This window comes from Achromobacter sp. SD115 (assembly GCF_017355315.1).
Taxonomy (GTDB): Bacteria; Pseudomonadota; Gammaproteobacteria; order Burkholderiales; family Burkholderiaceae_B; genus Achromobacter; species Achromobacter xylosoxidans_B.
This window is the reverse complement of the sequence record NZ_JADIJM010000001.1, coordinates 265,874-288,841: the sequence shown is the minus strand read 5'-3', so window position 1 is coordinate 288,841 and position 22,968 is coordinate 265,874. Positions and strand designations below refer to the sequence as shown.

The following is a 22,968-nucleotide window of genomic DNA, read 5'->3' as shown; positions in this document are numbered from 1 at the left end:
CGGATTTACCAGTTGGTCGAGATGTATTTCGCTTCCATGAATTCCAGCAGGCCGTGGTGCGCGCCTTCGCGGCCCAGGCCGCTTTGCTTGACGCCGCCGAAGGGCGCCGCGGGATCCGACACCAGGCCCCGGTTCAGGGCGATCATGCCGCTTTCGATGCTCTCGGAGACCCGCAGGCCGCGGGCCAGATCACGGGTGTAAACGTAGGCCACCAGGCCGTATTCGGTGGCGTTGGCCAATGCCACCGCTTCGTCTTCGGTATCGAAGGCCACGATGGGCGCCACGGGGCCGAAGATCTCTTCGGTCAGCAGATCGGCGTCGGCCGGCACGTCCACCAGCACGGTGGGTTCATAGAAATAGCCGGAACGGTCCAGCCGCTTGCCGCCGGCCTTGACGCGCGCGCCCTTGGCCACGGCGTCGTCCACCAGCGAGGCCACCTTGTCGACCGCGCCGGCGTTCACCAGGGGACCGCATTGGGTGTCGGGGTTGACGCCGTCGCCGGTTTTCAGCGCCGCCATGCGGGCGGCGAACCTGGCGCTGAACGCCTCGACCACGCCACGCTGCACGTAGAAACGATTAGCCGCGGTGCAGGCCTCGCCGCCGTTGCGCATCTTGGCGATCATGGCGCCTTCCACGGCGGCGTCGATGTCCGCGTCGTCGAAGACCAGGAACGGCGCGTTGCCGCCTAGCTCCATCGAGCAGCTGATGACCGAGTCGGCGGCCTTGCGCAGCAGCACGCGGCCCACTTCCGTCGACCCCGTGAAGGAGAGTTTGCGCACGCGCGGATCGTCCAGCACGGCATTGGCGAACTTGCCCGCCGACGACGTCGTCAACACGTTGACCACGCCCGGAGGCACGCCGGCTTCCTCGAGCAGTCGCATGACGGCATACGCGGTCAAGGGCGTTTCGGTGGCGGGCTTGAGGATGCAGGTGCAGCCTGCCGCGAGTGCGGGCGCGATCTTGCGGGTGGCCATGGCGGCGGGGAAGTTCCACGGCGTGACCAGCAGGGCGATGCCTATGGGCTGGTATTGGACGATGATGCGGCTGGCGCCGCCAGGCGACACGCTGATGTCGCCGTTGATGCGCACCGCTTCCTCGGAGAACCAGCGGAAGAACTCGGCGGCATAGGCGACCTCGCCGCGCGCGTCGGCCAGCGCCTTGCCGTTCTCCATCGAGATCAGGCGGGCCAGGTCGTCGGCGTCGCGCACCATCAGTTCATAGCATTTGCGCAGGATTTCGCCGCGCTGGCGGGCGGGGGTGGCGGCCCAGCCGGCGGCGGCGCGCGCGGCGGCATCCACGGCGGCGGCGGCGTCTTCCAGCGTGGCGTCGGCCACGCTTGCGATCACCTGCTCGGTGGACGGGTCGAACACGTCGATGCGACGCCCCGACGTGGCGGCGCGCCAGGCGCCGTCGATGTAAAGGTCAGTGGACAGCTTGCTGGCCTCGATGGTCATGTGTCAGCTCCGGATAGGGATGGGGAAGGGGTTATCGGGATGGGCGAAACGAGCCGCGGCCTGCGTGGGCGGCGGCCACGATGGCCGCGATGCCGGTCTGGTCCAGCGGGCGGGGATTGTTCGTGACCAGGCGCGCGGCCAGCATGGATTGCTCGGCGATCCAGTCCAACTGGTCGGCGCGCACGCCCAATCCTTCCAGCGTTGCAGGGATGCCGATGCCCGCGAACAGCTCGTAGACATGGCGGGGCGCGTTGGCAGCGAGGCGTCCGGGATCGGTTTCCGTATCCCCCATCGCCTGCGAGATGGCTGCGTAGTCGGCGGCGCAGGCCGGCGCATTGAAGTCCATGACGTAGGGCATCAGCGTGGCCACGCCCGCGCCGTGCGCCGTGTGGGTCAAGGCGCCGATGGGGTACTGGATGGCGTGAGCGGCGGCGGTGCCGGCCACGCCGAAAGCCAGGCCCGCGGCCAGCGCCGCGGCCATGACCTGCCCTCTGGCGTGCAGGTCGGCGCCGTTTTCGACCGCCCGAGGCAGATACGACGCGAGCGCGCGGATGGCGACCAGCGCCTGTTGGTCGCTGAAGGCGTTCTTGCCGACGAACACGCGCGTCTGCGCGATGTCGGCGTCGGGGCTGCGCCGGACGGCGGTCAAGGCCTCGATGGCATGGGTCAATGCGTCGGCCCCGGCGATGGCGGTCAGCCCCTTGGGGCAGGTCAGCGTCAACTCCGGATCGCAGATGGCGGTGTGGGGTATCAGGTGCGGGCTGGATACGCCGACCTTCAGGTCGCGGGCGCTGTCGGCCAGCACGGCCACGGGCGTGACCTCGGAGCCCGTGCCCGAGGTGGTGGGCAGTGCGATCACAGGGATGGTGGGGCCGGGTACCTTGTACTCGCCGTAATAGTCGGACGCTTGTCCGCCGTGCGCCAGCAGCAGGCTGACGAGTTTGGCCATATCCAGGCAGCTGCCGCCGCCCAGCCCGACAATGGCATCAGGCTGGAAGGCGCGGTGCGCGGCCACGCATTCGTAGACGCCTTCAACCGGCAGGTCGGGCTGGGTGCGGTCGTACACCTGGACGCGCACGCCCGCGGTTTCCAGCGACGCCAGCAGTGCGGACATTTCGGGCGTGCCGGCAAAACGCTCGTCGGTGCAAATCAGCACGCGTTGCCCCAGGGCGGCCGCGACGCGGCCCAATGCCAGGCGCTGGCCGTTGCCGAACAAGACAGCGCGCGGCGCGCGCATGATTCCAAACAAATCAGTCATTGCGGATCCTTGAGAGAAGTCGTAGTGCGTTCAGGCGGCGCATTGCGCCAGATCGAGAATGCGGCGCCAGACCTCGTCGGCCAGCTCGATGCCGGTGTCCAGGCGCTGGCGGCGTTCTGCGCGCGCCCGGTCTCCCGGTACCGCGACGGGCCGCTCCGGCTGGAGGGCGGGGCATGCGCGGATTTCATCCAGGTAGCGGGTGATGCGGTCGGCGACCGCGCCCGACCCCGCCTCGACCACAATGAAGACGTCGCCCTTGTTGCAAACCTCGGTGGAATCCAGCGTGCCCTTGACCGCCGTGCCGAGCGCGGATGTCGTCAGGCTGGCCACCAGCAGTTCAAACGCCAGCCCCAGCGCGTAGCCCTTGGCTTCGCCAAAGGGCGCCAGCGCGCCTGCCTTGGCGGCCGTGGCGTCGGTGGTGGGATTGCCCGCGCCGTCCAGCGCCCATCCCGGGTCCAGCGGCCGGCCATGGTTGGCATAGTCGTGGATCTTGCCCATGGCGACCTGGCTGGTGGCCATGTCCAGCACGAAGGGTTCGTCCTCGGTAGGCACGCCGATCGCGATGGGATTGGTGCCGATCAGGGCGCGGCGGCCGCCCCAGGGATGTACCAGGGCTTCGCTGGTCGACAGGGCCAGCAGGATCTGGCCTGCACGGGCCACCTGTTCCGCATACAACGCCAGCATGCCGATGTGGTTGTTGTTGCTGACCGCCGCGATCGCGATACCCGTGTCGCGGGCCCGGCCGCAGATCTGGTCAAGGGCCGCCAACGCGATGACCGGGCCCAGGCCTCGTTCGCCATCCATGTCCAGGAAGGCGGGGGAGCGCCAAACGGCGGCGCCGCGGGTTTTCGGGTCGGCCACGCCGTTGTGGATCCGTTCGATGATGCGCGGAAGCCGTAGCAGGCCGTGGGAAGCCCGGCCTCGCAATTCGGCTTCAAGCAGCAGGCTGGTCTGTGTCGCGGCGTGGCTCGTGGGGGTCCCCGCCAGTTCCAGCGCGCGCATGCAAGCCAGCCTTGCCTCCCCCGTTTTTATCGTTGTCGTCATAGTCTCGTTCAGTTGTTAAATCCGATCGGATCCGAAATACGATCTGATTTATGCTAACCTCGTAACAAATTGGACGTCAACACATTGTTGGCAAACCTGGGTGAAACAACCATGACGACTCTCTCTCTCGGTTCCGGAGCCGCGCCATCAAACGCGTCGGCGAGCGGCCAGCGCCTGGGCGAGCGCGTGCGCTCCTTGGGCGATGAGGTCTATGAGACGCTGCTGTCGCAGCTCATTTCCTTGAAGATCGCGCCCGGCATGCGTATCGCGGTCGATGCGCTGGTGCGCGAATTGGGCGTGTCGCAGACGCCAATACGCGCTGCGCTGATCCGGCTTGAAACGGAAGGCCTCGTCGTCAAGACCCACCACGTGGGATACAGTGCGGCGCCCATGCCCACGCGCCGGCGCTTCGAGCAGATGTATGAACTGCGCCTGCAACTGGAGCCGTTCGGGGCGAGCCTGGCCGCGCAGCACATGACGGACGCGGCGCGCCAGGAATTGGCCGCGCTGTCTGCCGCGATGAGCGCCCCAAGCGCCGACGACGCGCGCGTGGCCTACGGCAAGTTCGCCGTGCTGGACGCGCAGTTCCATTCCTGGATCGCGCAGCAGAGCGGCAACGAGCTGCTGGCCGAAGCGCTGGCGCGGTTGTATGCGCATACCCATCTGTTCCGGCTGCGCTTCCACTCGCGGGTCACCGAGGAAGCCGTGACCGAACACGCGCGCATCGTGCAGGCGCTAGAGGCGCGTGACGCCGACGGCGCGCAGGCCGCCATGCGCGACCACATCCTGAGGTCGCGTGAGCGCATGGCGCCGTTCTTTGAAATGCTGGACTGAGTCGAGGCGTCGGCTTTCGATTCCCGCCGTCGTGCGCTGCGGGAGTCCCTCGGCCAGGGCGGGGCGGGGAGCCCGCCCTATTGCTTGCCCAGGCTGATTCCGTCCCGTATCTGGCGGAATGCGGACAGGGCGCCTGGCATGTCGCGGCTCGTCGTGGTGCAGCGCATGGCGACACGCAGCGTGGGGCTGTCCAGCAACGCGTTGTACTCCAGCAGGGGCACGCCATCCGCTCTGCTGCCGGCCGGGGCGAGGTAGTCGATGCCCTTGACGCCCTGCAATTCAAAGCCGCTCCGCTGTCCGGGCGACTCGTTTTGCGCGGCCAGAATGGCTACGGCGGCCGCCAGCCGGGAAGCGGCCGAGAGCGGGGCTTCGGCGCCGGGGTGGGTCTTCAGCGCCTTGCGCGGTGTGCTGAAGCCGACGCCGCACAGATAGCCCGCCGCACCCGCTGCTTGCGGAGTACTGGCGGTGCTGGCGATCTGCACCAGCACGTCGAATTCCTCGGACTTGCCGACCCGTGCGATCTCGTAGGGGGCGGGCACGGTCACGCCGAAGCCGCGCGCCGGGTCGGCGTAGCGGAGCTGCACATTGCGTGTGGGCCGCGAGGGCTGGTCTTCGATCTCGAAACGCACCGGCACCATCAAGATTTCCTTGTCGGCCGGCATGTCGGCGGAAAAGGCCGGCAGCGGACTGGCGCGTTGGATCATGCGGGTGACCGCTATGTCCACGGCGACATGACCCGAGGACTTGGCCAGTTCCACCGCAGCGATCTTGCCGTCCCGCATCACCGTCAGCCGCAGGCGCAGGCTCAGCGAGCCATCCAGGCCTTGCGCTTCCTTGGGCATCGACAGGTCGCGATGCAGCTTGCGCATGACGCCGCTGGTCCATTCGGCCCGATCGGCCGGCGCGGCGGCCAAGACGGTGGTGGATGCGCACAGCGTGATTGCGGCGATTGTCCAAGCGCGCAGCGGCCAGTTCATGTCGGCAAGTCTCCAGAGTGAACGGCGCCCGCAAGCGGGGCGCGTTGGCAGCATAACCCGGCCGCTAGGACGCTTTCGGCGATCCCAAATCGAGATTGCTGGCCAACAGCTCGACGAACTCGCGCACCTTGGGCGAGGAGCGTCGCGGCTGCGGATACACGGCATACAGGTTTCGTTCCGCAGGCTGCCAATCGGGCAGCAGGTGCGTGAGACGGCCGCAAGCCAGATCCTGCGCCACCAGAAAGGCCGGCAACAGTCCGACGCCGGCGCCGCTCAGCGCGGCGTCGTGCAGGGTCTGGCTGTTGTTGCAGCGCAGGGAGCCGCTGACGTGGACGGTCTGCTCCACGCCGCTGCGCGTAAAGCGCCATTCGCTGGGGCTGGCGCCGCGCGTGTAGACCAAACATTGGTGGCTGGCGAGGTCCTGGATTTCCCTGGGGCGGCCATGGCGTTCGAGGTAGGACGGTGCCGCGACCAGCATTCTGGGCAAGGTGGCGATGGCTTGGGCGCCGGTCGCGAAATGCTTGGGCGTGGCGCCGATGTAGAGCGCCACGTCGACGCCTTCCTCGGCCGGATCGAGATACCTGTCGTTGAGCGTCATCTCCACGGTGACCTCGGGAAAACTCGTGGTGAATGCGGTGATCAGGCGGCCCAGGTTGGCGCTACCGAACGAGATCGGCGCACGCACCTTCAAGAGCCCCCGTGGCGTGGTCTGGACCTGGCCGGCGGTGCGTTCGGCTTCCTCGACATCGTCCAGGATGCGCGAGCATTTGTCGTAGTAGGTCTTGCCCGCGTCCGTGAGCACGATACGGCGGGTGGTGCGCGCCAGCAGCGGCGTGCCGATGTGGTCTTCCAGCGCGGACACGTTCTTGCTGACCGAGGCGGTGGACATGTCGAGGCGCGTTGCGGCGACCGTGAAGCTTCCGTGTTCGACGACTTTGCAGAAGACGCTCATTGCCACCAGGCGATTCATATTCTTTCCCGCAGCGAAACCGTTTATTTCTGGAGCGACCCTTTAATCACGGGACCTGGCGATGTCAATATTGCGGCTGATTATAACGAGGGAGACTAGCGTGGCACAGAAAAGATCAGGCGTTCCGTTGGAGTCTTGGGACGCAATCAAGATGAGCAGGAAATCCTTTCTGCGCCTGTCCTTGGGCGGGGTGGCGGCTGCTGCCGCGAGCGGCAACGCGTTTGCGCAGGAGCCCCTTCGGAAGGTCGCCGTGGCCGCGCGCCCCGCATCGGGATTCTCCCGGACTTTGATCCGGAATGCGGACCTGCTGACCATGGACCCGCAGCATCAGGAGATGACCGGCGCGGACGTGCTGATCGACCAGGGCCGCATTGCGGCCATAGGCAGGAACCTGTCCGCGGGCGATGCGGAAGTGATCGATGCCCGCGGGAAAATCCTGATGCCTGGCATGGTCGACGGCCATCGCCATCTCTGGCAGTGCATCGACGCCGGACGCCTGGTCAAGATGGACCCCACGGGATACTCGCGCGCCTATCTGGGATGGCAACGCCGGACCATGGCTTGCATGACGCCGGAAGACAACTATCTGGTGGAGTTGATTGGCGGCCTGCAGGCCATCGACTCGGGCGTGACCACGGTGCTGGACTATGCGCATGGGCAACCCTCCGAGGAAACGGCGCTGGCCGCGGCGCGCGGCATCCGCGATTCGGGCGTCAACGGCTGGTTCACGTTCCAGCTGGGGCGCACGCTGGCGTTCGGTCCCGGGTCGACGATCTCCATGGCGCGGGTCCAGGCGGATCTCACCACCACCACCGAGCAGAACTGGCGCACCGTGGAGCGGCTGCGCTCCGAAATATTCTCGGATAGCGCCGCGCCGCTGCAATTGGGGCTGGCGCCCTCGGACGCCATCGGCCGCGCGGTCGCGGACGTGAAGAATGAATGGGCGCGGGTCCGTGACACGGGCGTGAAGCTGCTCGCGGCGCATGTGCACAAGCCCGCGGCGCCCAAGGCTTTGGGCGCGATCGGCCACCGCGGGTCCGGCATCCAGGATCTGTACGAGGCCGGGCTGTTGGGGCCGGACTATCACATCGCCCATGGCAACCGCCTGACGGCGGAGGAACTTGGACTGTTGCGCGATACGGGGGGCATGCTGTGCGCTACCGTGGTGGGCGAATTTCCCTACATGCTGTCGCCCAACATGATGGCTTCTTCCCATGGACGCGCGCGTCAGGCCGGCGTGGCGACCGGCATTGGCATCGATGGCGCGCTGGTGGTGCAGCAGGACTTCTTCGAACATGTGCGCGGCGCGTTCCTGAGCCTGTTCCTGGAGCCGGAAGGGCGCGAGATCGTGCGCGAGTACAAGTCGCAGGACGCGCTGGCGTTCGCGACCTCGCTCGGGGCGAGCGCGGTCCGGGCGGGGGACATGGCGGGCAGCATCAGCGTCGGCAAGCGCGCTGACCTGGTGCTGCTGGCCACGGACCGCATCGGATTCCCCATGCAGGGCAGCCTTGCCGATCGCGTTGCCAACTTCGCCTCCCTGGCGGACATCGATAGCGTCTGGGTTGCCGGCCGGGCCCGCAAGCGCCACGGCAAGATGCTCGACGTTGATTGGGCCAAGCTCAAAGCGGAGCTCGCCGCCGTGCAGCAACGCATCAGCGCCCAGGCGCAAACCATCACGTTCACCGCGTGACGCGGGCGCGGGTCCGCCTGAGCGCGGGCCCGTTTCCTGCATGAGGCCGGCGTCCGCCGGCATCCATCAATCCTGCCTGTAGTACGGCGCCGCGCATCCCGGTTCGCGCGGGGCCGGGAGTTGCTGCGTCCTGCGGCAGGCTTGTTGCCGACCATGGCAAACATAACGAAGTCAAAAGGGGGGGTGTTCATGAAGTGCAGCACGCAATTCAAAGCTCTGGCGAAATGGGCGGCCTTGGCTGCCTGTGCCGGGTACGGACCATCGGCACTCGCACAGTCCAGCCTGACGCTGTATGGGCTGGCCGACAGCTATATTGAGTACCGGAGCAACAATCGCTCGTCTGCGGATTCGTCCTCGTCCGGAGGGTCCGCGTTGCGGATGAATTCGGGAGGACTGTCCGGCTCTCGCTGGGGGTTGCGGGGCGTGGAGGACCTGGGCGGAGGAACGCAGGCCGTGTTCGCGCTGGAGAGCGGTTTCTACATGCATACGGGGGCGATGGGCGAGGCGGGGCGGCCGTTCAACCGGCAGGCATTCCTGGGCCTGAACGGGCCCTACGGCATGCTGAGTCTCGGGCGGCAATACATCAGCATGTTCGATCTGTTGCCGGCCTTCATGCCTCTGACCTACGCGGGCGCCTATGAGCCCATGCCGTTTCTCATGGGCAACCTGCGCCTCGATAATTCGGTCAAGTATCGCGTCGCAACGGGGTCCCTGGCCGCGCAGGCGCACTACCAGCTCGATGACGCATCCGGCGCGCCGTACCAGCGGTCGGCCTGGGGCGGCGGCGTGAGCTACCTCTCCGGCCCTTTCGGCCTGGCGGCGGTCTATGACCAATCGGGGGGCGTGGCGGCCGCCGCATCCAACCGGCTGCGCAAGCTGGCCCTGGCCGCAACCTATGCGCCGGATCCGTGGAGGTTGACCATAGGCTACCGGTGGGCGCAAGACAAGACGGCGACAGGCAATCTGAACCAGCGCGACGACATGTGGTGGATCGGAGTCGGGTACCGCATTTCTCCCGTGCTGCGGATTACGGCCGCCTTTTATTACGACGACGTGAAGGCCAGGGCGGGGGCGGGCAATCCGTCGAATCCCAGGCAGCATGCGCTGCAACTCGTGTACGGCGGTCTGTCCAAGCGCACCGACCTGTATGCGGCCGCTGCCTATGCGCGGAATTCGGCGCTGAACTTCGCGCCCCTGAGCACATTGCCGGCCGGCAAGGACAGCCAGGCCGCCGTCGCGCTGGGCATCCGCCACAAGTTCTGAGGGGCATGGCGCGCGGCGGCGCGCCATGCGGGTTCAGTTCATGTCCGCCAGGCCTTCCTCGCGGACGACTTTCTGCCACCGGGCGACCTCGCTGGCCAGCAGTTCCTGCGCGGCGGTTGGTGTGGACGGCGCAGGTTCCGCCGCCTGCAGACGCAGGCTTTCGATGATGTCCTGGCGTTGCAGCGTGTCGCGCACCATCTCGTTGAGCTTGGCGACGATGGCGGGCGGCAGGTCCTTGGGCCCCGCCAGCGCATACCAGGCCGTGACGTCGAAGCCGGGGGCCACCGTTTCCGACAGCGTGGGCACGTCGGGATACTGCGCAAAGCGCTCCCGGGTCGTCACGGCCAGCGGCTTGACCTTGCCTTCAGCGATGTAGGTGCTCATGCCCGCCAGGGCCGTCATGATGACGGGAACCTCGCCGCCGATCACCGCCAGCGCGGGCGCGCCGCCGCCCTTGTAGGCCACGTGGTTCAGGCGGACGCCGGTGCGCGCCTGCAGCAGCGTGGCGGCCAGGTGCATGCCGCTGCCTATGCCGCCGGAACCGTAGTCGATCTTCTCCGGCTGCTGGCGCGCCGCGTCGATGAGTTCGCGCATCGATCCGTAGCCGGCGGCGGGATTGGCGATCACGGCGTAGGGACTCTGGGCCACGACGGAGATCATGGTGAAGTCCTTGACGGGATCGTAGCCCAGGGACCTGTAGAGGCCCGGCGCGGACGCATGGCCGGAGGCCATCAGATAGAGGATGTATCCGTCCGACGGACTGCGCGCGACGAAGCGCGCGGCGATGGTGCCGCCGGCGCCCGGTTTGCCCTCCACGATGGCAGGTTCGCCGAAGCGGTCGTTGAATTGCGCGGCAAGCAGGCGTGCGAAATTATCGATGGGACCGGCGGGCGCGAAGCCATGGATGATCCGCACCGGCCGGTTTGGCCAGGAATCCGCGCCCTGCGCGGCGGCCGGGGTGAAACAGGCCTGGAGGGCGGCGAGGGTGGCAATACCTAGTATCTTTTTCATGTTCGAAAACTCCTGTACGCGTGAAACGCCCGCGGCGGCTGCGACTTGGCCGGGATGCGTTTCCCGCCGAGGTCTGCAGCCGCCATGCGGAAGGCGTCCGTAGGAAGAATGACGATCAGACGAGACGTATCGTGGCCGCCAACTGGCCGACGCGCTCCTGCGCTTCGACCAGGCGTTTTTTAAGCGTCGGCCAGTCTACGCCCAACATCTGACCGTGGCGCTTGCGCGCCTTGCCGGCGATCCACACGCTGTCCACGTCCGCCGTGCAGGCGAAGCTGACCACGCGGTCGGCCAGACTGCCCGCCATGCCGAAGCCGATGCGGTCCGTGCTCAGCAATACCAGGTCGGCACGCTTGCCCACGCTGATCGTGCCGGCGGTGTCTCCCAGCCGCACCGACTTGGCGCCCAGGCCGGTGGCGAAGTCCAGGATGTAGTCGGAGGAACAGGCCTTCATCACGTCGCGGACTTCCGGATCCAGGTACAGGTTCCAGTAGGTCGCGCGGATATGCTCGAAGTAGTCGCCCGGCAACGCCAGGGAGATGTCGATGCCCATGCCCGTGGGCACGCCCGCTCGGCGCGAGCGGCCATGCACGGACGGCCCCTTGTCGGCCGACATGACATAGGGGAACTCGCCCATGGCGGTGGCGCAGATCATCCCGCCGGTATCACGCAGCATGGCCAATTCCTCGGACGTGAGGCGGTTGGCGTGCGTGGCCTGATAGTCTGGCCCGAGCAGGCCGGCATCGTGCAGGTCGCCGATGCCCGAGTCGCGGTGCCCCATGAAGCCCGCGGGGTGGGGCGCCTCGGGCTTGTGGATATGGGCGGCGAGCATGCCGACGCCCATGCCTCGGGCCCGGCCCCATTCGGCGCGGATGTCGTCCAGCGCGCTGCCGTTATTGCCGCTGGGAGCCAGCGCCAGTTGCAGCGGCGCCGAACTGTCGGAGAAATACTCGCGCTGCAGGCGCTCGGCGGTGCGCCAATGCGTTTCCGTGGTCTTGGCGATGCGCTGGCCGTCGGCCTGGGCCAGCGGCACCGTGTCGCCGGGTCCATAGGAAGAGGACACACCCAGCTGGAAACCGAACCAGCCGGCGATGCCCGAATCCTTGAGCCCCTGGGCGGCGGCGAGCGCGCGGTCCTCGGTGGGCTGGCCATGGGCGAAGTCGAAAACCGTGGTGACGCCGGAGTTGATCGCTTCCAGCCCGCCGACCAGCTCGGCCAGGTAATTGTCCTCGGGCGTCATGCAGACGATGGTCCGCATCTTCCACTTCTGGTAGTTGCTGGCATACTCGGCCGGCCGGGATTTCACCAGCCGGCCCATGTCGATGATCTCCCATACGTGGCGATGCGCGTCGATCAGTCCGGGCATCAGGATCATGCCGCTGGCGTCGATGACCTCAGCGTCCTGCGCTTGCAGGTCCGGGCCGATCGCGGCGATGCGGTCGCCATCGATCAGGACGTCGCCATGCAGTTCGCCAAGCGTCGCATCCATGCTCAGGATGCCGGCATGTTTTATCAATGTTCTTGCCATGTCTTCCGTGTCTCCTTTGGGGAGCACAGATTCTGTCAGCTTCCATTGGCCGGATAAATCCAGGTATGGGAAACAATGGCTTTCCAATAGCAAAAGAATGGGCGCTGTCAGGCTGCTCCCAGCGCCAGCTCATCGAACAACAGATCGCCGCCCATCTGTCCGCCCTTGAGCATCAGTTCGATGCCGTCGGTCACAGGGTCGTCGCTGCGCGCCAGGCTGACGGTGACACCGGGCGCCAGCACGCAGCGGAACGCCAGGCCCCACAGGCCCAGGGCCAGGGTGGCCTGGCTGGAGGTGTCGCCGCCGGCAATGCCGATGCGCGACAGGCGCGTGCTGGAATGCGCGCTGGCGCGCACGATGTCCGCCACCATTTGGCCGGTGGCGCGGGCGGTGGCGGCGGTCTGGTGCGCGCTGAGCGCCTGGGCGGGCCGGTCGGTGTGCGCCAGTACGTTGCGCCCCTGGGCCAGCATGGCCGCGGCTTGCCGGACCTGTTCCGCCGCATAGGCCGGATCCCGCTGCAGCCGTTCCGCTTGCAGCGGCTGGCGCTGGTACTGGCGGCAAGCGTCGATCTGTCTGGCGGTGACTGGAGACAGGCTGCCGGCCACCACCAGCACGGGGCCGCTGGCGACACGCAGCGGCGCGGCCGTGGCGCTTGCGCCGCCTGCCGGGGTGGCGCGGGCCAGCGCTTGCTGCACGCTGCTGGGACCCACGGCCAGCAAGGGCAGGCAGGACGCCGCGCGCCAGATCAGGCGGCCGATGACGGCCAGTTGCTCGTCGTCGACCAGGTCCAGCAGCAGCGGCCCGTCGGTGGTCTCGATGACCTGGTCTACCCAGTCGTCCAGCAGCGGCGCGTCGGCTGCCCGGCGCAGGCGCGGGTAGGCCGTGTGCGGCAAGGAGCGGATGTCCGGCAGGCCTTGCGCCGCCAGGTGCAGGCGCAGGTCGGCCTCGTGCATCGGGGTGACGGGATGCGCGCGCATGACCGGATGGCGGTCGATGCGGTGGATCTCGGGCGCGGCACCCGCGCGGGCGAACAACTGGGCGAAGCTGCAATAGCGGCCGATGCTGGGCTGTCCGCCGACGATGGGCACCAGCGGGTTGGGCATGTGGCGGCGCAGTTCAAGCACCGCGGCGCCGATGCTGCCCACCTGCGGCGCGCTGTCGAAGGTGGAGCAGCACTTGTAATGCAGCACGCGCACGCCCGCGCCCGCCATGTAGCGGCCCACGGCGCGCAGCTCGGTCTGCATTTCGGCTGGCGCCATGCCGCGCGCCGCGCCGGCGATGCCGATGGCGTCCAGCGGGCCGGCGCGGCGCAACTGTTCCGGCGTCGGCACGCCCAGGAACAGCAGGCTGCGCAGGCCGGCGCGGGCGGTTTCCGCCAGCGTGTCGGTGGCGCCGGTGAAGTCGTCGCCGTACCAGCCGAGCTGCGGCCGCGTTGCCTGCCGCTGTTCCGGCGGCGTGTCTGCGTGCGAGACCGCGCTCATGCGCGGTGGCCGAAGCATTCGATGGCGCGCCGCAGTTCGGGCGCGTTGCGCGCATAGTCTTCCAGGCGCTCGCCGTCGCGCATGGCCTGCCAGGCCTGGCGGATGCTGAGCACGCCCGCGGCGGGGCCGTCGGGGTGGGCGAGGATGCCGCCGCCGGACATGAACAGCAGGTCGTCGCTGCGCACCGCCGCCCAGGTGGCGGGCACGGTGCCGGCCCATTGGCCGGACGAAAACGCGGGCATGACGGGGTCATCGATGCCCAGGGTCAGCGAGGCCAGGCAGTCGCGCGCGGATTCGACCACCTCGGCGTCTTCCTGGGAGAACTTGCCTTGCAGGCCGTGCACGTGCATATGGTCCACGCCGGCCAGCCGCCACAGCGTCTGGTAAGCCTGGAAGCCCACGCCCAGCAAGGGGTGGCGCGACAGCGCGCCGTAGCCGTTGCGGTGGCCGTGCAGCGCCAACGGGGTGCTGCGGCGCAGGGTCTGGATGGCCGAGTAGCCGCAATGGTTCAGGCTGGCCATGACGCAGGTGCCGCCTTCGCGTTCGATCAGCTCGGCATGGCGGCGCATGGCGTCGGTTTCGTCGCTGATGTTGAAGGCCACCATGACCTGCCTTCCTGTGCGTTCACGGTGCGCGCGCACCACTGCCATGACGGCGGCGACGCGCTGCGCCAGCGGCGCGTGGGCGGGGTTGGCGCAGACTTCGTCGTCCTTGATGAAGTCCACGCCCGCAGCGCACAGCTGGGCTGCCAGATGCGCGGTCTGTTCGGGCGACAGGCCGACGTTGGGCTTGATGATGGTGCCTACGAGCGGACCCTGCGCCACGCCAGTCAGTTGCCGCGTGCCGGCGATGCCGACGCGCGGCACGTCGAACTGGGCGCGGTAATTGGCCGGCAGTTCCATGCTTTCCAGGCGCAGCCCGGTGACTTCGCCCAGATCGTACAGATTGCCGCCTACGGTGGCGGCCAGCGTAGGCAGGTTGGCGCCGATGTTGGCGACGGGAAAGGCGATGCGCACCCGGGCGCGCCGGTAGAGGCCCGGCATGCCGCCGGGCTGCCGCGCCAGCCAGGCGTTGGGCAGGCTGGGCGCGGCAGCGGATTCCAGGGTTTCGATCGATTCGATGCGCGCGCGGGCGCGGGCGCGCAACTCGTCGGTTTCGCCCTGCACCCGCGTGAAGGTGCCGCAGGATTGCTCGCCGGCCATGACATCCGCGACCTGGGCGGGGTCCAGCGGGGTTTCGATCAGATAGGTGGCGGTAAACGATTGGGAATTCATGGCGGCGGTGGCGGGTAGGGGTCAGATCCGGTTCAGGTCGGGGAAGGGGCGCACGGGGTCCTTGCCGTCCCAGTCGCGGGCGCTGTCGCGGATCAGGTCGAACAGGCGGCCCTTGGGGCCGGCGACTTCGGACAGCTCGATCACGGTGCCGGGGTGGTACTCGGTGTCGAAGTAGATGAAGCGGCCTTTCTCGCCAACTTCGCCGCTCATCTTGGGCTTGAAGCCCTGGGCCAGCAGGCGCTCCAGGTCGGCGTCGTAGCTCTCGGTCCAGTAGGCCACGTGCTGCAGCCCGGTGCGGCCGGCCAGCAGGAAGTCGCGGTACATGGAGGGCACGTCGTTGCGGGTCTGGATCAGTTCGACCTGCACGAAGCCGGAGTTGGCCAGCGCCACCGAGTTGTGCGGCTGGTGGCTAGCGCCGTCGTACTGATAGTTCACGATGGGCACGCGCGGGTTGTAGTACCAGGGGCCGACGCCCAGCGTGGCGCTCCAGTAGTCCATGGCGGCTTCGATGTCGTGCACCACATAACCGAGTTGGCGGATTTCGCCCAGGAAACGACTCATGATGGATTCTTTGCGGGAAAAGGTTTGAGGATGTCGGGAGGACGCTGCCCGGACCCGGGCCGCGGGCCTCACAGGAAACCGATGGAGAACCAGGGGAAGGCGGCGACGATGACCAGGCCCACCAGCAGCGCGGCGATGTAGCCCCAGATCGGGCCTATGCCTTCGTTGGGATCGACGCGGCTGATGGCGCAGGCGCCGTAGTAGCCCACGCCGAAGGGCGGCGCGAACAGGCCGATGCCCATGGCGAAGATCACCACCATGGCGTAGTGCACCTCGTGCACGCCGGCCTGCGCCGCGATCGGGAACAGCAGCGGGCCGAACAGCACGATGGCGGGTATGCCTTCCAGCACGCTGCCCAGGATGATGAAGGCGACGATGGACACGGCCAGGAAACCGTAGCTGCCGCCGGGCATGCCGGCCATCAGCTTGGCCAGGTCGCCCGAGAAGCCGGACTGCGTCAGCGCCCAGGCCATGGCGGTGGCGCAGCCCACGATCAGCATGATGGCGCCCGACAGTGAGGCGGTCTCGATCAGCATGGGCTTGAGCCGGGCCCAGTCGAAGCGCCGGTAGATCAGCAGGCCGACCACGGCCGAATACACGATGCCGATGGTCGAGACCTCGGTGGCAGTGGCCACGCCTTCGACCACCGCGGCGCGGATCACGAAGGGCAGGGCCACGGCGGGCAGGGCGATGACGAAGAAGCGGCCGATTTCGCGGGCGCTGAAGCGCTGCGCCAGGCTCAGGTCTTCCTTGCGGTAGCGCCACCACACCACCGAGCACAGCGCCAGGCCCAGCACCACGGCCGGCAGCAGTCCGCCCGTGAAGAGCGCGGCGATCGACACGCCCGTGACCGAGCCGATGGTGATGAGCACGATGGACGGCGGAATGGTCTCGGTCTGCGCGCCGGTGGCCGACAACAAGGCCACCAGATCGCCGGGCTTGGCGCCGCGTTTCTGCATTTCCGGGAACAGCACGGGCGCAATGGCCGCCATGTCGGCGATCTTGGACCCCGAGATGCCGGACACCAGGTACATGGCGCCGATCAGCACATAGGACAGTCCGCCGCGCACGTGTCCCAGCAGGCTGGCCAGGAACTGGATCATGGCGCGCGCCATGCCGGTCATCTCGATCAGCGAGCCCAGGAAGATGAAGAGCGGCACCGCCAGCAGCATCAGGTGCGACATGCCTTCGTCCAGCCGGCCGACCATCACCACCATCGGGGTGTTGGTGGTCAAGGCCAGGTACGAGAACGTGGCCAGGGCGAACGAGAACGCAATCGGCACACCCGAGAACACCGTGGCGGCCACGATGCCCACGAAGAAGATCAGCAGGTTCAGCTTGCCCAACGTGGAAAACAGCGGCTGCGCCAGCCAGAACAGCGCGACCACCGCGGCCGCCCCGGCCAGCGCCGCCAGCATCTGCGGCGCGGTCTGTGTGCGCAAGAGCCGCAGCAGGGCCACCACCGCCATCAGCCCCATGCCCACCGGAATTGCGGCGGCGCGCCAGGCGTTGCTCAGTTCCAGCGCGGGCGTGATGATGAAGTGTTCTTCATGCGCGTATTCCACGGCGGGCGCCAGGATCAGCGCCAGGAAGGCCAGCGACGCGGCCAACGCCAGCGTTTCCAGCTGGGCGCGGCGCGCCGGGCTGACGTTGTTGACCAGGGCCGTCATCCGCATGTGCTCGCCGCGGCGCAGGGCGACCACCGCGCCCAGCATGGACAGCCACAGGAACAGGATGGAGGCGAGTTCGTCGGACCAGACCAGCGGGCTGTGGAAGGCGTAGCGCGCCACCACGCCCGCGAACAGCACGGCGATCTCGACCAGCACGAGGGCCGCCGCCACGTGTTCGACCACGCTGCCCAGCAGCGCGTCGAAGGCCCCGGCGGCACGGCGCAGGGGATGGGCCGGCAGCGCTTGCGGCGCGGGGTGGGGTGCGGACAAAGAGGACATGGCGCGTCCTCAGACCAGCTTGCCGACGGCCTGCTCCAGCAGGGTCCAGGCTTCGTTGCCGAAGCGGCCCTGCCATTCCTTGTAGAAGCCGGTGGTGCGCAGTTGTTCGCGGAAGCTGTCGGCGGACGGCTGGTTGAACAGCAGACCCTTGCCTTCCAGATCCGATTGCACCGAGGCATTGAGCTTCTTGATGTCTTCGCGCTGGGCCAAGCCGGCTTCGTTGATGCCGCGCGCCACGATGGCCTTCAGGTCCTGCGGCAGGCCTTCCCACATGCGGCCGTTGGCGATGAACCAGTAGCCATCCCAGATGTGGTTGGTGAGCGAGCAGTACTTCTGCACTTCGTACAGCTTGGCCACCTGGATGATGGGCAGGGGATTTTCCTGGGCGTCCACCACCTTGGTCTGCAGCGAGGAATACACCTCGCTGAATTGCAGGCTGGCGGGGGCGGCGCCCAGGCCCTTGAACATGGAGATCGGCAGCGAGCTGACCGGCACCCGTATCTTCAGGCCGTCCATGTCGGCGGCGGACTTGACCGGCGCCTTGCTGCTGGTGGTCTGGCGAAAGCCGTTGTCCCACATCTTCTCGAAGGCATAGAGGCGGCGCTGCGCGATGGCGGCGCGCACGTGGGCGCCGAGCGCGCCGTCCATGGCGCTCCAGACCTGGTTGTAGTCCTTGAAGGCGAAGCCCACGGCGTTGATGGCCGCCACCGGTACCAAGGTGGCGATGACCAGGGCGGACGGGGTGAAGAAATCGATGCCGCCCGAGCGCACCTGGGCCAGCATGTCGGTGTCGCCGCCCAACTGGTTGTTCGGGAAGATCTTGATGTCCACGCGGCCGTTGCTTTCCTTGAGGATGCGTTCGGCGGCTTCCTGGGCGCGGATATTCAAGGGATGCGTGACCGGCAGGTTGTTGCCGTACTTGAGCGTGTAGTCCGCCGCGCGGGCAATCAGCGGAAAGCCCGAGCTCAGGGTGAGGGCGGGTATCGCGCAAAGGCGGCGCAGGGCACTACGGCGTGTCAGCAGCTTCATGGTTGTCTCCATAGTTTTGGTTATGATGTTTTTTGATGTGCCACAACAGCGCCAGTACCATGCGGCAGAATGGACAATAGTGAATCAGAGCTATCATCGTCAAACCTGATTAATGATGGATTTTGATGTGAATCGAACGCCTCCCGAACGCAAGCTGGCGCGCCTGGCCGATGTGGCGGAGCGCGCCGGAGTGTCCACCGCCACGGCCGACCGGGTCCTGAACCGCCGGCCCGGCGTGCGCGCCAGCACCGCCCAGAAAGTCTTCAAGGTGGCCATCGAGCTGGACTATCTGCCGGAACAGGAGGTGCTTGCGGCCGCCGCGCCCGAGCCCCTGCGGCTGGTGTTCCTGCTGCCGCGCGGCAGCAACCGCTACCTGCGCATGCTGGGCGACACCGTCAGCTATGCGCAGGAACACTTCGCGCCGCTCAACGCCAAGTGCCAGGTCGAGTATGTGGAAAGCTTCAATCCCGACGCGCTCGCGCAGGCGCTGGCCAGGCATGGCAAGCGCGCCGACGGCATCGCGTTCATGGCGCTGGAGCATCCCGCCGTGCGCGAGGCCGTCAACCTGCTGGCGCAGCAGGGCGTGCCGGCGGTGACGCTGATTTCCGACCTGGCCAACAGCGCCCGCGTGGCCTATGTGGGCCTGGACAACCGCGCGGCCGGACGCACAGCGGGCTACCTGATTGCCCGCTTCATCGGCTCGCGCGCGGCGCACGTGGCGCTGATCGCCGGGTCACGCCACTACCGCGCCCATGAAGAGCGCGAAGGCGGCTTTCTGCAGCTGTACGCCGAACAGTTCCAGGCCATGCAGGTGGTGGACCTGCGCGAGGGCTATGACGATGCGCAGCGCAACTACGAGCAGGCCCGCCAGTTGCTGGAGCAGTACCCGCAGCTTGCCGGCATCTACAACATCGGCGGCGCATCCGACGGCGTGGCGCGCGCGTTGAAGGAAGCCGGCTTGCAGCACCGCGTTGTCTTCATCGGCCACGGCCTCACGCCCGACACCCGCGCGCTGCTGATAGACGGCACCATGGACGCAGTCATCACGCAAAGCCCGATGGAAGCGCTGATGAGCTGCGTGCGCATCTTCTGCAACCTGCGCGACAAGCGCAGTCCGATGAACGGGGTGGAACTGGCGCGCAGCCAGGTGATCTTCCGCGAAAACCTGCCGTAGACGGGCAGGTCCGGAGTAACCCTGACTGCGGGGGCGTTATGCAAACTATGCATAAGCCCCCCGGACGCGGTCCCTATACTGCCTCGCATTCAATCTGACGGCGCGGCGGTTGTTATGGATCTACGTTGGTTCCAGGATTTTCTGACCCTGGCGGAATGCGGGCAGTTCACCACGGCCGCCGAATTGCGGCATGTCTCGCAATCGGCGTTCAGCCGGCGCATCCAGTCCCTGGAAACCTGGGCTGGCGCCGCGCTGATCGACCGGGGCTGTTTCCCCTTGCGTCTGACCGCGGCGGGCGAGCAATTCCGCTCCAATGCCGCCGAGATCGTGCGCAAGGTGGTGGATGCGCGCGGCGAGGCCGGCGTCACCGGCCATGACGGCGCAGTCCTCAGAGTGGCCATGCCGCATTGCCTGGCGACCTCGCACTTTCCGGGTTGGTGCGTCCGTTGGAAGGACGAGAGTGGAGTCGAGTCGCTGCGGCTGCATGTAGGCAATGTGCACGACTCGGTCGAGTGGCTGGCCGCCGGCGTGGTCGACCTGCTGGTGTGCTTCCGCCATGCCGCCGAAGACATACAACTGGACCCGCAAGCCTATATGCGGACCGGCATGGAGCCGGACTTCCTGCGCCTGTTCCGCCCCGCCGCCATGCCGGTGGACGAGACCGCGCTGTACGCCGCCGATTCCCAGGCGCGCTATCCCTATGTGTCGCATGCCCAGGGCGCCTACTTCCGGCGGCTGGTCGACCTGTCTTGCGGCGACCTGCTGCAGCGCCCCGTCCTGCAACGCGTCTGCGAAACCGATTTCGTGGACGGCGCGCGCACGCTGGTCAGTGCCGGCGTCGGGCTGGCGTGGCTGCCCGAATCCAGCGCCAAGGTGTCGGTGGACGCCGGCCAGATCGTCGCGATCAAGGACCGCCGCTGCGCGATCCCGATGCAGATCTGCATGTATGCCCGCCGCCAGGGGCCGGCCCAGGAGCCCGTGGAACGCGTGTTCAACCTCTATACCAAGCGCTGACATAAACCCCAAGGAGAAAAGCATGGCACTTTGCATCAAGGCATCGGTCGCGGCGTTGGCGATCTTTATGGTGGGCGCCGCCTCGGCCCAGCAGCTGGAAGGAACGCTGAAGAAGGTCGCCGACACCGGCACGATCACCATCGGCCACCGCGAGACCTCGATTCCGTTTTCCTACTATGACGGCAACCAGAAGCCCGTGGGCTACTCGATCGACATCTGCGAGCGCATCGTCAGCGCGGTGCAGACCCGGCTCAAGCGCAGCGATATCCAGGTGAAGTACCTGCCCGTCACCTCCGCGACGCGCATTCCCCTGATGGGCAACGGCACCATCGACCTGGAATGCGCCTCGACCTCCAACACCCTGGACCGCCAGCAGCAGGTGGCATTCTCGGTCACGACTTTCGTGACCGGCAATCGATTCCTCAGTCAGAAGTCGTCGAAGTTGCGCACTATCGACGACCTGAAGGGCAAGGTCGTGGCCTCGACCTCCGGCACCGCGAACATCCGCCAGATCAACGAATTGAACGAGACGCGCGGGCTGGGCATGCGTATCGTGCCCGTGAAGGAGCATGCCGAAGGCTTCCTGATGGTGGAGACCGGCCGCGCCGCCGCCTTCGTCATGGACGATATCCTGCTGTACGGCCTGATCGCCAACGCCAAGCAGCCGGATCGCTACGAGGTCTCCGACGCGTCCCTGTCGATCGAGCCCTACGCCATCATGCTGCGCCGCGACGACCCGCAGTTCAAGGCGCTGGTGGATGACGCCATCAAGGCCCTCTACGCCAGCGGCGAGTTCCAGGCGCTGTACGACCGCTGGTACCGCAGCCCGCTGCCGCCCAAGGGTATCAACCTGAACGTGGCCATGAGCGAGGCGCTCAAGCGCGTGGTCGCCACGCCCACCGATTCGGGCGATCCCGCCGCCTACCGCTAGGCCCAGGCTTAGCCGCAATACGCCGATGCGCGGCCCCGGCGAGGGGCCGGGACCGCGCGCGGCCAGATCATCGAGAAAAGCATGGCATATCAATGGAACTGGGGCGTGTTGTTCGCCCCGTCGCCCGACGGCGGGCAGACATATCTGCAAACCCTGCTGGACGGGCTGAGCGTGACCGTGAAAACGGCGGCGCTGGCGTGGCTGATCGCGCTGGCGCTGGGCTTGGCGGTCGGCGTGGCGCGCACGCTGCCGTCCCGCGGGGTGCGCGCGGCGGCAGCCGTTTATGTGGAAGTGTTCAGGAACATCCCGCTGATCGTGCAGATGTTCCTGTGGTACTTCGTCTTGCCGGAGCTGCTGCCGACGACGGCCGGCGACTGGATCAAGCAATTGCCCGACGCGTCCTTCTATACGGCGGCGCTGGCTATCGGCATGTACATGTCGGCGCGCATCGGGGAACAGCTGCGCGCCGGAATCGAGGCCTTGCCGCAGGGCCAACGCAACGCGGGCCTGGCGCTGGGCCTGACCTTGCCGCAGTTGTACCGGCATGTGCTCTTGCCTAACGCATTGCGCACGGTCCTGCCGACCATGACGTCTGACTGCCTGAACACCATCAAGAACACGTCGGTGGCGCTGACTATCGGGCTGGCGGAACTGACTGCCCAAGCCCATGCGATGCAGGAATTCTCGTTCCAGGTGTTCGAGGCCTTTCTGACCGCCACCATGGCCTACCTGGCGCTCAATCTCATCGTCATCGTGGTGATGCGCGCGCTGGAATACAAGCTGCGGATTCCGGGCCGGGCCGCTGGCGGGCGCATGGCGAAAGGGAGCCGGGCATGACCGATTTCGATCTGCAATCGATTGTTGACGCCTTGCCGTACCTGATCCTGTCCGGCTTGCGCTTCACCCTGCTGTTGACCTTGACGTCGACCGTGGGCGGCGTGCTGCTGGGCACCTTGCTGGCCGTTGCCCGGCTTTATGGCGGACGCCTGGCGGCGTGGCCCGCGACGGTATATGTGAACCTGTTCCGTTCCTTACCGCTGGTGCTGGTGATCTTCCTGATCTATTTCATCCTGCCCTATGCCTTGCAAGCGATCACGGGGTCTGAAAGGCCCATCGTGCTGGGCGCCATGGGGTCGGCCTTCATTACCTTCATTCTGTTCGAGGCCGCGTACTTCTCGGAAATCATCCGGGCAGGGGTAGGCAGCGTCGGGCCCGGCCAGTATGCCGCGGGCAGCGCCCTGGGCCTGCGACACGGCCAGGTGCTGCGCAAGGTGATCCTGCCGCAGGCGTTTCGCAACATGCTGCCGGTACTGCTGACCCAGGTGATCGTCATCTTCCAGGAAACCGCGCTGGTCTATGTCCTGTCGCTCACGGATTTCCTGGGGGCGGCGACCAAGATCGCGCAACGAGACAACCGGCTGGTCGAGATGTACATGCTGGTGGCGCTGGTGTTCTTCGTGATCTCGTTCACCGCCTCGCGCGGCGTGCGGGCGCTGCGCGCCCGGATCGGCGCCTGAGCGCCCGGG

At 67.2% G+C, this 22,968-nt stretch carries 20 protein-coding genes; 8 read left to right on the top strand and 12 right to left on the bottom strand.

Annotation, left to right across the window (positions count from 1 at the left end):
- Positions 1-5 precede the first annotated feature (5 nt).
- From IPU70_RS01190 to IPU70_RS01180, 3 genes are read right to left on the bottom strand one after another with little or no spacing between them, the layout of a single operon-like run.
- Entirely contained in the window at positions 6-1,454 is a 1,449-nt protein-coding gene (locus IPU70_RS01190; RefSeq protein ID WP_207464301.1) for an NAD-dependent succinate-semialdehyde dehydrogenase, read from the bottom strand.
- 31 nt (positions 1,455-1,485) lie between these two features.
- Positions 1,486-2,712, bottom strand: coding sequence for an iron-containing alcohol dehydrogenase (locus tag IPU70_RS01185; RefSeq protein WP_207464299.1), 1,227 nt, complete (start codon positions 2,710-2,712; stop codon positions 1,486-1,488).
- Positions 2,713-2,742: 30 nt separating this feature from the next.
- On the bottom strand, positions 2,743-3,756 hold the full coding sequence (locus tag IPU70_RS01180; RefSeq protein WP_207464297.1) for an Ldh family oxidoreductase: 1,014 nt from the start codon (positions 3,754-3,756) through the stop codon (positions 2,743-2,745).
- Positions 3,757-3,867: 111 nt separating this feature from the next.
- On the opposite strand from IPU70_RS01180, the gene IPU70_RS01175 reads away from it, so the two are divergent.
- The gene (locus IPU70_RS01175) at positions 3,868-4,590 is read left to right on the top strand and encodes a GntR family transcriptional regulator (protein ID WP_207464295.1); all 723 of its coding nucleotides are present in this window, start codon (positions 3,868-3,870) and stop codon (positions 4,588-4,590) included.
- A gap of 77 nt (positions 4,591-4,667) precedes the next feature.
- Here the strand turns inward: IPU70_RS01175 and IPU70_RS01170 are convergent, their stop codons facing one another.
- Positions 4,668-5,567, bottom strand: coding sequence for a TonB family protein (locus IPU70_RS01170; protein ID WP_207464293.1), 900 nt, complete (start codon positions 5,565-5,567; stop codon positions 4,668-4,670).
- Positions 5,568-5,631: 64 nt separating this feature from the next.
- Positions 5,632-6,537 (bottom strand): LysR family transcriptional regulator, encoded by a 906-nt coding sequence (locus IPU70_RS01165; RefSeq protein ID WP_207464291.1) that lies wholly within the window; start codon positions 6,535-6,537, stop codon positions 5,632-5,634.
- A gap of 151 nt (positions 6,538-6,688) precedes the next feature.
- Between IPU70_RS01165 and IPU70_RS01160 the strand changes: the two genes are divergently transcribed.
- Together IPU70_RS01160 and IPU70_RS01155 are read left to right on the top strand one after the other, a co-directional pair.
- On the top strand, positions 6,689-8,227 hold the full coding sequence (locus tag IPU70_RS01160; RefSeq protein ID WP_242702247.1) for an amidohydrolase family protein: 1,539 nt from the start codon (positions 6,689-6,691) through the stop codon (positions 8,225-8,227).
- Positions 8,228-8,380: 153 nt separating this feature from the next.
- On the top strand, positions 8,381-9,490 hold the full coding sequence (locus IPU70_RS01155; protein ID WP_371818851.1) for a porin: 1,110 nt from the start codon (positions 8,381-8,383) through the stop codon (positions 9,488-9,490).
- A 33-nt stretch (positions 9,491-9,523) separates the two neighbouring features.
- On the opposite strand, the gene IPU70_RS01150 is transcribed toward IPU70_RS01155, so the two are convergent.
- The 7 genes from IPU70_RS01150 to IPU70_RS01120 form a co-directional block, all read right to left on the bottom strand.
- A complete protein-coding gene (locus IPU70_RS01150; protein ID WP_207464287.1) occupies positions 9,524-10,501 on the bottom strand; it encodes a tripartite tricarboxylate transporter substrate binding protein in 978 nt (325 codons plus the stop codon).
- A 115-nt stretch (positions 10,502-10,616) separates the two neighbouring features.
- Positions 10,617-12,029 carry an amidohydrolase family protein gene (locus tag IPU70_RS01145; RefSeq protein ID WP_207464286.1) on the bottom strand — a complete coding sequence of 471 codons (1,413 nt, stop codon included), beginning with the start codon at positions 12,027-12,029 and terminating at the stop codon, positions 10,617-10,619.
- A 107-nt stretch (positions 12,030-12,136) separates the two neighbouring features.
- Positions 12,137-13,510: a four-carbon acid sugar kinase family protein gene (locus IPU70_RS01140; protein WP_207464285.1), complete on the bottom strand. Its 1,374-nt coding sequence runs from the start codon at positions 13,508-13,510 to the stop codon at positions 12,137-12,139.
- Positions 13,507-14,784: a ribulose-bisphosphate carboxylase large subunit family protein gene (locus IPU70_RS01135; RefSeq protein WP_207464283.1), complete on the bottom strand. Its 1,278-nt coding sequence runs from the start codon at positions 14,782-14,784 to the stop codon at positions 13,507-13,509. Before IPU70_RS01135 ends, IPU70_RS01140 begins: the two co-directional genes overlap by 4 nt.
- Positions 14,785-14,805: 21 nt before the next feature.
- Positions 14,806-15,345, bottom strand: a complete 540-nt coding sequence (locus IPU70_RS01130; RefSeq protein ID WP_207464281.1) for a VOC family protein — start codon at positions 15,343-15,345, stop codon at positions 14,806-14,808.
- Between the two features lie 68 nt (positions 15,346-15,413).
- On the bottom strand, positions 15,414-17,294 hold the full coding sequence (locus tag IPU70_RS01125) for a TRAP transporter large permease subunit (RefSeq protein ID WP_207464280.1): 1,881 nt from the start codon (positions 17,292-17,294) through the stop codon (positions 15,414-15,416).
- A 9-nt stretch (positions 17,295-17,303) separates the two neighbouring features.
- Complete coding sequence (locus IPU70_RS01120; protein ID WP_207464279.1) at positions 17,304-18,323, bottom strand: TRAP transporter substrate-binding protein; 1,020 nt, start codon at positions 18,321-18,323, stop codon at positions 17,304-17,306.
- Positions 18,324-18,435: 112 nt separating this feature from the next.
- Here IPU70_RS01120 and IPU70_RS01115 point away from each other — a divergent pair, with 112 nt between their 5' ends.
- The 5 genes from IPU70_RS01115 (at position 18,436) to IPU70_RS01095 (ending at position 22,959) form a co-directional block, all read left to right on the top strand.
- Positions 18,436-19,497, top strand: a complete 1,062-nt coding sequence (locus tag IPU70_RS01115; RefSeq protein WP_207464278.1) for a LacI family DNA-binding transcriptional regulator — start codon at positions 18,436-18,438, stop codon at positions 19,495-19,497.
- A 114-nt stretch (positions 19,498-19,611) separates the two neighbouring features.
- A complete protein-coding gene (locus tag IPU70_RS01110; RefSeq protein ID WP_207464277.1) occupies positions 19,612-20,511 on the top strand; it encodes a LysR family transcriptional regulator in 900 nt (299 codons plus the stop codon).
- A 22-nt stretch (positions 20,512-20,533) separates the two neighbouring features.
- Entirely contained in the window at positions 20,534-21,442 is a 909-nt protein-coding gene (locus IPU70_RS01105; RefSeq protein ID WP_207464276.1) for a transporter substrate-binding domain-containing protein, read from the top strand.
- A gap of 81 nt (positions 21,443-21,523) precedes the next feature.
- Positions 21,524-22,279 (top strand): amino acid ABC transporter permease, encoded by a 756-nt coding sequence (locus IPU70_RS01100; RefSeq protein ID WP_207464275.1) that lies wholly within the window; start codon positions 21,524-21,526, stop codon positions 22,277-22,279.
- On the top strand, positions 22,276-22,959 hold the full coding sequence (locus IPU70_RS01095; protein ID WP_207464272.1) for an amino acid ABC transporter permease: 684 nt from the start codon (positions 22,276-22,278) through the stop codon (positions 22,957-22,959). Before IPU70_RS01100 ends, IPU70_RS01095 begins: the two co-directional genes overlap by 4 nt.
- Positions 22,960-22,968 lie beyond the last annotated feature (9 nt).